General features: G+C 64.7%; 8 protein-coding genes. 3 read left to right on the top strand and 5 right to left on the bottom strand.

The annotated features are described in order from the left end of the window. The 3 genes from FFS60_RS18755 to FFS60_RS18745 form a co-directional block, all read left to right on the top strand. Window positions 1-249 (top strand): transposase (locus tag FFS60_RS18755; protein WP_171016542.1); only part of this gene is annotated, 249 nt, incomplete at its 5' end. A gap of 266 nt (window positions 250-515) precedes the next feature. Further along, window positions 516-1,604 (top strand): YCF48-related protein, encoded by a 1,089-nt coding sequence (locus FFS60_RS18750; protein ID WP_028631360.1) that lies wholly within the window; start codon window positions 516-518, stop codon window positions 1,602-1,604. Between the two features lie 19 nt (window positions 1,605-1,623). Then, a complete protein-coding gene (locus FFS60_RS18745) occupies window positions 1,624-3,999 on the top strand; it encodes an RND family transporter (protein ID WP_028631361.1) in 2,376 nt (791 codons plus the stop codon). A 220-nt stretch (window positions 4,000-4,219) separates the two neighbouring features. Here the strand turns inward: FFS60_RS18745 and FFS60_RS18740 are convergent, their stop codons facing one another. The 5 genes from FFS60_RS18740 to FFS60_RS18720 are packed head-to-tail and all read right to left on the bottom strand — an operon-like array spanning window position 4,220 to window position 9,965. Then, a complete protein-coding gene (locus tag FFS60_RS18740) occupies window positions 4,220-5,869 on the bottom strand; it encodes a BatD family protein (protein ID WP_028631362.1) in 1,650 nt (549 codons plus the stop codon). Next, window positions 5,869-7,590 (bottom strand): VWA domain-containing protein, encoded by a 1,722-nt coding sequence (locus FFS60_RS18735; protein WP_028631363.1) that lies wholly within the window; start codon window positions 7,588-7,590, stop codon window positions 5,869-5,871. The genes FFS60_RS18740 and FFS60_RS18735 overlap by 1 nt, the downstream gene beginning before the upstream one ends. After that, window positions 7,587-8,606, bottom strand: coding sequence for a VWA domain-containing protein (locus FFS60_RS18730; protein ID WP_028631364.1), 1,020 nt, complete (start codon window positions 8,604-8,606; stop codon window positions 7,587-7,589). Before FFS60_RS18730 ends, FFS60_RS18735 begins: the two co-directional genes overlap by 4 nt. After that, the gene (locus FFS60_RS18725; protein ID WP_028631365.1) at window positions 8,599-9,090 is read right to left on the bottom strand and encodes a DUF4381 domain-containing protein; all 492 of its coding nucleotides are present in this window, start codon (window positions 9,088-9,090) and stop codon (window positions 8,599-8,601) included. The genes FFS60_RS18730 and FFS60_RS18725 overlap by 8 nt, the downstream gene beginning before the upstream one ends. Then, the gene (locus FFS60_RS18720) at window positions 9,087-9,965 is read right to left on the bottom strand and encodes a DUF58 domain-containing protein (RefSeq protein WP_137822807.1); all 879 of its coding nucleotides are present in this window, start codon (window positions 9,963-9,965) and stop codon (window positions 9,087-9,089) included. Before FFS60_RS18720 ends, FFS60_RS18725 begins: the two co-directional genes overlap by 4 nt. Window positions 9,966-9,970: the final 5 nt, after the last annotated feature.

Genomic DNA, 9,970 nt, shown 5'->3' with positions numbered 1-9,970 from the left:
GCCCATGAAGCGGCGTTTGCGCGGATGCAGCAGCGGATGCAGGCGCATCCGGAGATGATGGTCAGGCGCCGATCCATCGTCGAACACCCCTTCGGCAACCTGAAGCAGTGGATTCTGGGCAACGGCCGCTTCCTGCTCCGCCAGTTGCAGGGCGCACGCACGGAAATGGCCCTGGCGGTAAACGCCTACAACCTGAAACGGGCCCTCAACGCGCTGGGCGCCCGTCGGTTGATCGAGCTGATGGGATAAATCCCGCTCCTCGCTTTCGATTACCCAGAAACACCAACGCCCCGAACCAGTCGGGGCGTTGGCTTGGCCTGCACTCAGGGAGTTTTCACACGGCCTGTTTAGAGCGGCCTTTTTCTTTGGGAGAGCAGGAGCGTCGTGTTACAGAGCGCCACCGACGCTTAACAAAACATAACGTCCCGCCGATTGTGCAGGCTTTCCAAAGCTGGCTAGGATTAGGGCGCTGCCTCCCTGGGTAGCGCCACCTATAACAATAAGGGGAAAGGTGTATGAGTGAGCCCGTCATGCGGCGCACCCCGTCTGGCCTTGCCGTGGATAGCCTCGACAAGCCGACGTTCCGCTTCCACTCGCCGCTGGCCAAAGCGCTCTCGCTGTTCAGTGTGCTATCCGTCCTTGCTGTAGCCGCTGCGCCCATTACCGCATCCGCGCTGGCCGCTGATGCTCCCGTCCTCTCCATCGAATCGCCCAAGGCCGTGAGCAGCCTGCTGCTCGATGTCGCCCACGCCGGCAAGCGCCTGGTGGCTGTTGGTGACCGTGGACACATTCTCTATTCCGATGACAACGGCAAGTCCTGGACCCAGGCCAAGGTGCCTACCCGCCAGATGCTCACCGCTGTCTATTTCGTCGATGACAAGAAAGGCTGGGCCGTTGGCCACGACTCGCAGATCCTCGTCAGCGAGGACGGCGGCGCGTCCTGGAGCCTGCAGTTCGAAGATCTGCAGCGCGAAGCACCTCTGCTGGACATCTGGTTCAAGGATGCCAATACCGGCTTTGCCGTGGGCGCCTACGGTGCCTTGCTGATCACCCAGGACGGTGGCAAGAACTGGGAAGATGTCAGCGACCGCCTCGACAACGAAGACCAGTACCACCTCAATGCCATCGCCGCCGTGAAAGACACCGGTCTGTTCGTGGTGGGTGAGGCGGGCAGCATGTTCCGTTCCGCCGACTGGGGTGAGACCTGGGAGCGCCTCGAAGGCCCGTACGAGGGTTCGCTGTTCGGCGTCCTCGGAACTGCCGAGCCGGGCGTGGTGATCGCCTATGGCCTGCGTGGCCACCTGTTCCGTTCCGCGGATTTCGGCAGCACCTGGGAAACCGTGCCGCTGAAGACCAGCAACGGCGAACTGGAGTTCGGCCTGTCCGGCGGCGCGCTGCTGCCCGATGGCAGCCTGGTGGTGGTCGGACATGGCGGCAGCGTGCTGAAGAGCACCGACAATGGCCGTAGCTTCGCAGTGGTGAACCGCAGCGATCGCATGTCGCTGGCCAGTGTCATCGCCGACGAGAAAGGCAACCTGATCCTGGTGGGACAGGGCGGTGTGCGCGTAGCGTCACCGACCGGCGCCGAGCTGGGCCAACTATAAGAAAAGGCGGAGAGTTTCGATGAGTACCCATCACCAGGACAAGGCGACCTTCCTGGAGCGCCTGATCTTCAACAACCGGCCGGCAGTGATCGTCATCTGCCTGCTGGTCAGCGTTTTTCTCTTCTGGCAGGCCATGCAGGTGCGGCCGTCTACCAGCTTCGAGAAGATGATTCCGCTGCATCATCCCTACATCCAGAAGATGCTCGAGCATCGCAATGACCTTGCCAACCTTGGCAACACCGTTCGTATCTCGGTGGAAGCGGTCAACGGCGACATCTTCTCCAAGGAGTACATGGAGACCCTGCGGCAGATCCACGACGAGGTGTTCTACATCTCCGGTGTGGATCGTTCCGGCCTGAAGTCCCTGTGGAGCCCGAGCGTTCGCTGGACCGAAGTGACCGAGGAAGGCTTTGCCGGCGGCGAGGTCATCCCGCAGACCTACGACGGTTCCCCGGATAGTCTGGAAGAGCTACGCAACAACGTACTCAAGTCCGGCCAGATCGGCCGCCTGGTCGCCAACAACTTCAAGTCGAGCATCATCGATGTGCCGCTGCTGGAGTCCTATCCGGACCCGAACGACCAGGGCAAGCTGCTGAAGCTGGACTACCGCCAGTTCTCCCATGAACTGGAAGAGAAGATCCGCGACAAGTATCAGGCCCAGAACCCCAATGTGAAGGTCCATGTCGTGGGCTTCGCGAAGAAGGTGGGTGACCTGATCGACGGCCTGATCATGGTGGTGATGTTCTTCGGCATCGCCTTCCTGATTACCCTGGTGCTGCTCTACTGGTTCACCTGGTGTATCCGCAGCACCATCGCCGTGCTCATCACCACGCTGGTGGCAGTGGTCTGGCAGTTGGGGCTGATGCACAGCGTGGGCTTTGGCCTCGACCCGTACTCGATGCTGGTGCCGTTCCTGATCTTCGCCATCGGTATTTCCCACGGCGTGCAGAAGATCAACGGTATCGCCCTGCAATCCAGCGACGCCGACAACGCCCTGACCGCTGCGCGGCGGACGTTCCGCCAGCTGTTCCTGCCGGGCATGATCGCCATCCTCGCTGACGCCGTGGGCTTCATCACCCTGCTGATCATCGATATCGGAGTGATCCGCGAGCTGGCCATCGGCGCCTCCATCGGTGTGGCGGTGATTGTGTTCACCAACCTGATCCTGCTGCCGGTCGCCATCTCCTATGTCGGCATCAGCAAGAAGGCCATCGAGCGCAGCAAGAAGGACGCGGTGCGTGATCATCCGTTCTGGCGCCTGCTGTCCAACTTCGCTCATCCGGTTGTTGCACCGATCTCCGTGGTCATCGCCCTGATCGCCTTCGGTGGCGGCCTGTGGTACGGCCAGAACCTGAAGATCGGCGACCTCGACCAGGGCGCTCCGGAACTGCGTCCGGACTCGCGTTACAACCAGGACAACAACTTCATCATCAACAACTACTCCACCAGCTCCGATGTGCTGGTAGTCATGGTCAAGACCGGCCCCGAGGGCTGCTCGACCCATGAGGCCCTGGCGCCGGTGGATGAACTGATGTGGAAGATGGAGAACACGCCGGGCGTGCAATCGGCCATCTCCATGGTCACCGTCTCCAAGCAGGTGATCAAAGGGATGAACGAAGGCAACCTGAAGTGGGAGACCCTGTCGCGCAACCAGGACGTCCTGAACAACTCCATCAGCCGTGCCGAGGGTCTGTACAACTCCGACTGCTCCCTGGCACCGGTGCTGGTGTTCCTCAACGACCACAAGGCCGAGACCCTGACGCGTGCAGTCACGGCGGTGGAAGAGTTCGCCAAGGAGCACAACAAGGATGGCCTGCAGTTCCTGCTGGCGGCCGGTAACGCCGGTATCGAAGCGGCCACCAACGAGGTGATCGCCGAGGCCGAGCTGACCATCCTGATCCTGGTGTACATCTGCGTTGCCGTGATGTGCCTGATCACCTTCCGCTCCATCGCGGCCACCCTGTGCATCGTGCTGCCGCTGATCCTCACTTCGGTGCTGGGCAACGCGCTGATGGCCTGGCTGGGTATCGGCGTTAAGGTGGCCACCCTGCCGGTGATCGCCTTGGGCGTGGGTATCGGTGTCGACTACGGCATCTACATCTACAGCCGCCTGGAAAGCTTCCTGCGTGCTGGCCTACCGCTGCAGGAGGCGTACTACCAGACTCTGAAGTCCACCGGCAAGGCCGTGCTCTTCACCGGTCTCTGCCTGGCCATCGGGGTTGCCACCTGGATGTTCTCGGCCATCAAGTTCCAGGCCGATATGGGTCTGATGCTGACCTTCATGCTCCTCTGGAACATGTTCGGTGCCCTGTGGCTGCTGCCGGCCCTGGCGCGCTTCCTGATCAAGCCCGAGAAGCTGGCGGGCAAGGTTGGTGGTTCGTTGCTGGCGCACTAAGCCTGATCAGCTGGATGAAAAACCGCGGCCCAGGCCGCGGTTTTTTTTATGCGCGTGGATTGTTGTGACTACCCGTAGGTTGCGGCAGAGCGCAGCTAAGCCCAACGATCCTGGTCGAACCCCTACGTTGGGCCTCGCAAAGCTCGGACCAACCTACAGCAGGCCTGCGGGCTACGGGCTGGAGCGCCCGTACAGAAAGAGAACCTGCCCTAGTTGAACCTCAGCGTGGATACAACGGAGGCAACTGGCTCGGTTCGCCCGTGGCTTGCTGTTCCACCTGGGGGGCGGGGAGGGCGCGGATGGCCTTCCACAGGTCTTCGCCTTGCCAGTGCTGGCCGGCTTCGCTGTAGAGGGCACCATTGAGGCCGTCCATTGCGTCGGACAGCGGCACGAAGCGGGCGGCCATGTCGGCGAGCGTCTCCGGGTGCTGTCGAGCCCAGTTGTCCAGGGCCTGGCGGGTAGCGTGGGGGTCGTTGGATTGGCAGGCGCGGCGCAGCTCATCCAGCAGGGTACGTGGACTCGGGCCGGCCTGGACCGTGGGCAGGATCGCCGGTTGGCGGCGTGCCCTCCACCACAGGCCAAAGCCCAGCAAGGTGGTACAGGCGAGCAGGGCGCAGGCCGTTTGCCAGGGCCAGAGACGCGCGCGGTCGATTCGGCTGTCGTTCTGGGCGCCCGCAGTCGGCGCGGGAGCAGGCTCCAGCTCGGGATTGATGGCGACTTCCAGGGTGCGCGCAGCAATCTCGCTGCGCTCCACACGGTTGTCCCGGGTGTTCCACCAGGTCACGACGACCGCTGGCAGCTCCAGGCGACCACTGGCGGTGGGCACCAGGGCCTCGCGCTCCTCACGGCTGCCGATGAGTCCGCGGTCGTCGATCTTGTTGCTTCGCTGTGGCTGGTCCGGATAGCGGCGCAGGCCCTTGGCCTGGGTCGCCGGCAGCGGTGGGATCTGGGCGCTGGAAAGACCTTCCACGTTCAACAGCAGGCTGCGGGTCAGTGAGTCGCCAGCCTGTACGCCTTTGGGGTCGGGGCTCCAGGATTCGGCCAGGGTCAGGTTGCGCGCCGGCAGCCAAGGGGCATCGGTCGGGTACTCGGAGGGCTTCGGCATTACGGTGAGCGGGATACGCGGTGAGTTCACCCGGGTCAGCTTGCCGGGTCGCGGGCCAAAGGGCTGGTAGCCGGTCTCGCTGCCCGGGTCGACCAGGGTGGCGCTGAACACCTGCGGGGGGATGTTCAGCACGCCGCTTTTCTGCGGGAACACGGCATAGCGCACCTCGATCACACCATGGCGCACGCCATTGATCTCTTTCTCGTAGGTGCGCGGGTCACCCAGTTGCTCGACGCGGGCGTCGTCCATCTGCAGCGGGCTGAGGCTACTGTCGTCGTAGAGGGAAACCGAGTGGTAGATGCGCAGAGTGAGGATGGCCTGGGCCTGCACGTAGACTTTTTCCTGGTCGAGGCTGGCGTCGATGAAGACCGGGGCCAGGTTGCCGCCGGTGGATTTCTCGCTTTTCTCGGCCTTTTGCACGTGCAGGGTGATGGGAGCGCTATGGACGTCACCGAGCTTCAGTGCCGGGATGGTGACAAAGCCGGTTTGTTTCGGCTGCAGGGTAATGATCCAGCGGGTGGCGTGGTCGTTCTTGCCGTTGAAGGTGCCGAGCTGGTTGATCTGCCGGGTACCGAGCACCTCGAAGTCCGCGTTCAGCGGTGCCAGGTCAGGCTTGCCGAACAGGGTCGGATCCGAGGATTCGAGCGTCAGCTCTACGGTCTCGCCTTCACTCAGCCGCGTACGGTCGACATTGGCGGTGAAGCCGGCGGCCAGGGCGGTCAGGGCCAGCAAACTAAGGAGGAGGGTGCATAGCAGGCGCGTCATCACTGTTCTTCCTGGCGCTGTTGCTGTTCGTACCAGAACTTGCGGCGTAGCAGCTCGGCGGGGTCGTCCGGTATCTGTCGCAACCATTGTTCAAGTGCCTGGCGACGCTCGTCGCCCAGCGGTTCGGTGCTGGCGGTCTGGTCCTCTGCGGCCTCCTGGGAGGTGGCCTCTTCGGCCGTGCCTCCGGTGGTCGATCGCGTCTGGTTGCCTGGCTGGGCTTCGCCATTGCCTTGCTGCGCGGTGCGCTCGTCGGCGTTCTGTCCGCTGTTCTGTTGTTGCGCCGTACGTTGATCGCCGGTCTGCCCGCCCTGCTGCTGCTCATCGCTTTGCTGGCTCTGTTTTCCGGCGCTGGCCTCTGCTTCGCGTTGGCGCAGCAGTTCTTCGACCCGTGTCTTGTTCTTCTGCGCTGCGGCCAAGTCGGGCTGGCGTTGCAGGGCGGAGTCGTAGGCGTCAATCGCGGCTTCCAGTTCGCCAGCCTGGGCCAGCGCATTGCCGCGGTTGTAGTGGTCCGTTGCGCTGTCGCCCTGGGCGAAGCGGGCCGCAGCCTCGGTGTAGTCACCGGCCTGGTAGAGCGCCATGCCCTGCCAGCGCGGATCGGTGAAACGCTGCGCCGCATCGCTGGGCTTCCCGGCTTGCAGCAGGCGTTGGCCTTGTTGGTCCGGGCGCAGCCAGAGATCCTCGAACTCCATGGCCAGGCTGGGGCGCGGCAGCACCAGCAACAGCGGCAGGCAGAACAGCCAGCCACGGCGCCCGGCGCAGGCGGTGATCAGCAGCAAAGGCAGCAGCAGCCAGTGGCCCTGGTCAGCCCAGGTGGCAAGGCGGGCGATTTCGCCGCTCTCGCGCAGGCTCGAAGGACCGTCCAGCAGTCCCAGACTGCGCAAGTCGCCTACATCCAGTCGGACGCTGGCATAGCGGCCACTCAGACTCGTGGCGAAACGGCGGAGCTGGGTGCTGTCGAGCTTGGGTAAGAGGATGGCGCCCTGGTCATCCTTGAGGAAACCGCCGTCCTCCTGGGCAATAGGCGCGCCTGCCGCCGTGCCGATACCGAGGATGGACAGGCGCTCGGCACGTGAGCCAAGCGTCTTGCGGATGCCTGTCTGCTCTTGGTCGTCGAGGCCGCTGGTGATCAGCAACAGACGCCCCTGGCCCTGGGCACCCTGTTCCAGCAGCTTCAGGGCCTTGGCGACTGCCAGGTCGGCGCGGTGCCCTTGTTGCGGCATGATCGAGGGTTTCAGCGAGTCGATCAGATTGAGGCTGGTCATCAGGTCGTCGGACAGTGGCACCAGGCTGTGGGCGCTGCCGGCGTAGACGACGATTGCCGTTTGCGCATCGCGTCGGGCCTCCAGCAGGTCGCGCAATTTGCGCTTGGCCTGTTCCAGGCGACTCGGAGAAATGTCGGTGGCGAGCATCGACGGCGTCAGTTCCAGCATCACGACCAGTGGGTCGGCGCGTTTCTGCGTGCTCTGTTCCATCTGCTGCCAGCTCGGGCCGAGCAGGGCCAGCAGGCAGAGCAGCCAGGCCAGGCCAAGGGCCAGCCACGGCAGTCGGTTGTTGCGCTGGCTGCCGCCGCTGAGCAACCAGGGCTGGAAGGCGCGCGGCAGCAGTTGCTCCCATCGGCCGCTGCGGCGCTCGCGGTGCCAGAGCTGCCAGAGCAGCCAGCCCAACAGGGGGAGCAGAAGCAGCCAGGCGGGTCGCAGCCAGTGGGGCCAGAGCTCGATCATGTGCGCCTCCGCAGCCACTGCGGGCGTTGCTGCAGCGCGTGGGGCCAGAGGACACGGCAGACCAGGACGATGCTCAGCAGCAGGGCGGCGGCCAGGGGCCAACTGTAGAGGGCATACGCCAGGCGGGTCTGGCTGGCGCGCTGGCTCACCGGCTCCAGGCGGTCGAGGTTTTCCTCGATTCCCTCCAGCTCTTTGCTGCTGCGTGCCCTGAAGTACTGGCCGCCGGTCTGCTCGGCGATGGCGGTCAGGGTAGGTTCGTCCAGGTCCATGCTGGGGTTGAGGCCGAGGATGCCAAGCACGTCGCTCTGTTGCGGGTCGGCGCCGATACCGATGGTGTAGATCTTCACCTGCTCCTGGGCAGCGAGGCGAGCTGCGGTCAGCGGGTCGATCTCGCCACCGGTGTTCGCGCCATCGGTGATCAGCACCAGCACGCGGCTGTTGGCTGGACGCTGGCGCAGGCGTTTTACCGCCAGGCCGATGGCGTCGCCGATGGCCGTGTTCTTGCCGGCAATCCCGATCAGGGCCTCCTCCAGCCAGGTGCGCACGGTGTTGCGGTCAAAGGTGAGTGGGGCCTGGAGGTAGGCCTGGCTGCCGAACAGGATGAGGCCGATACGGTCGCCGCGGCGGCCGTCGATGAATTCGCCCATCAGATGCTTCACCAGGGTCAGGCGGCTGACGTCTTCCTCTTCCCAACGCATGTCGGCGTAGTCCATGGAGCCGGACACATCTACTGCCAGCAGCAGGTCGCGGCCGCTGGTGGGCATGGGTTGTGGCTCGCCGACCCATTCCGGGCGCGCGGCGGCGCAGAGCAGCAAGAGCCAGAGCAGGGCGAAGGGTGCCTGCTGGCGCCAGGCCGGCAGGTTGGCGCGGGCGCGTCGGCCGGCCAGGCCCTCAAGGTCGGCAAGGAAGCTCACCTTCAGCGCTGCGTCACCGCTGTCTGCGGGCGGCAGCAGCAGGCGCAAGACCCAAGGCAGCGGGGCGAGGAGAAAGATCCATGGCCAGGTGAACTCAAACATGCTTGCGGATCCACGTCTCGACGGACTGGTAGAGGCCGGCGATGGCCTTGTCGTCCAGTTTGCACTGCGGACGGTAGGCGCCTTCTACCAGGATCATCCAGCGTGTCAGGCCCGCGGCCGGGCAGCGGTTGTCGAGATAGGCGAGCCAGGCTCGGCCGCTCAGGGTATGACTGTTGTCTCCGGCATAGTGCATGCGGCATAGACGTTTGAGCAGGCCGTTGAGCTCCTGTAGCCAGGGACCGGCCGGCGCACCGTCGTAGGGCTTGGGCAGGCGCGCCAGCTCTTCCAGGGCGGTCTGGCGCATCGGGTCCAGTGGTTGTTCGCCTTCGACTGCATCCTGCTGCGCGCGTCGACGCCACCCGCGCCAAAGCGCCCAGGCCAGCAACCCGAGCAGGGGCGGCAGGCACCACCACCCGGGCGCGGGCGGCCACCAGGAAATGGCAGCCGGTGCGATCAGGGGCTCCAGCCCCTCCAGCGGAGTCATCGGCCGCCGCCCTTGCGCTGCAAGTGGTCACGCAATTGCTCGATCATGCCTTCCTGGGTCGTCATTGGCAGCAACAGGACGCCGAGTCGCTGGGCCAGGCGTTCCCAACGCGCAACCCGCGCCTCGCCCTGTTCGCGATAGGCCTGGCGCAGGTCGCTGGCGTGGGTATCCAGCTCCAGTTGCGCGCCCTGTTCGGCGAAGCGCAACAAGCCGGCGGCGGGCAGCGCGTGGTCCAGGGGATCGGAAACCGGCATCAGGATCAGGTCGGTGTGTCGGGCGAGCAGGGCGATCTGTTGCTCCGCGGTATCGGACAGGGTTCTCTCGTCGCAGAGGATCACCACCAGGCTGCCAGGGCGAAGTACTTCTCGGGCGCGGCGCAGGGCCAGGCTGAAGCCCTCGCGCTGGGCGCTGCCGGGGCTGCCGAGGGCCTGGTTGGCGCGGGCCAGGCGGCTCAGCAATTGCAGAAGGCTCTGCTTGCTGCGCCGTGGCTTGATCTCGTGATGTTCCTGGTCACTGAACACCAGTCCACCAACCCTGTCGTTGTGGGCCAGGGCAGCCCAGCCGATGAGGCTCGCGGCTTGTGCGGCAAGCACCGACTTGAACACCAGACCGGTGCCGAAGAACAGACGCTGGCTCTGCTCGACCATGATGAACACCGGCCGCTCGCGCTCTTCGTGGAACAGCTTGGTGTGGGGTTCCTGGGTGCGTGCCGTGACGCGCCAGTCGATGGTGCGCACGTCGTCGCCCGCCTGGTAGATACGCACCTGGTCGAAGTCCACGCCGCGTCCACGCAACTTGGAGTGGTGCAGCCCAATCAGCGGGCTGCGGCGGGCGGGGCTGGAGAACAGCTGCACCTCCCGGACCCGGTGGCGCATGTCGA

Origin of the sequence: Pseudomonas sp. D(2018), assembly GCF_005502555.1 — a bacterium.
Lineage (GTDB): Bacteria > Pseudomonadota > Gammaproteobacteria > Pseudomonadales > Pseudomonadaceae > Metapseudomonas > Metapseudomonas resinovorans.
Note: the sequence above shows the minus strand (reverse complement) of the source record. Positions and strands in the feature narration are given on the sequence as shown.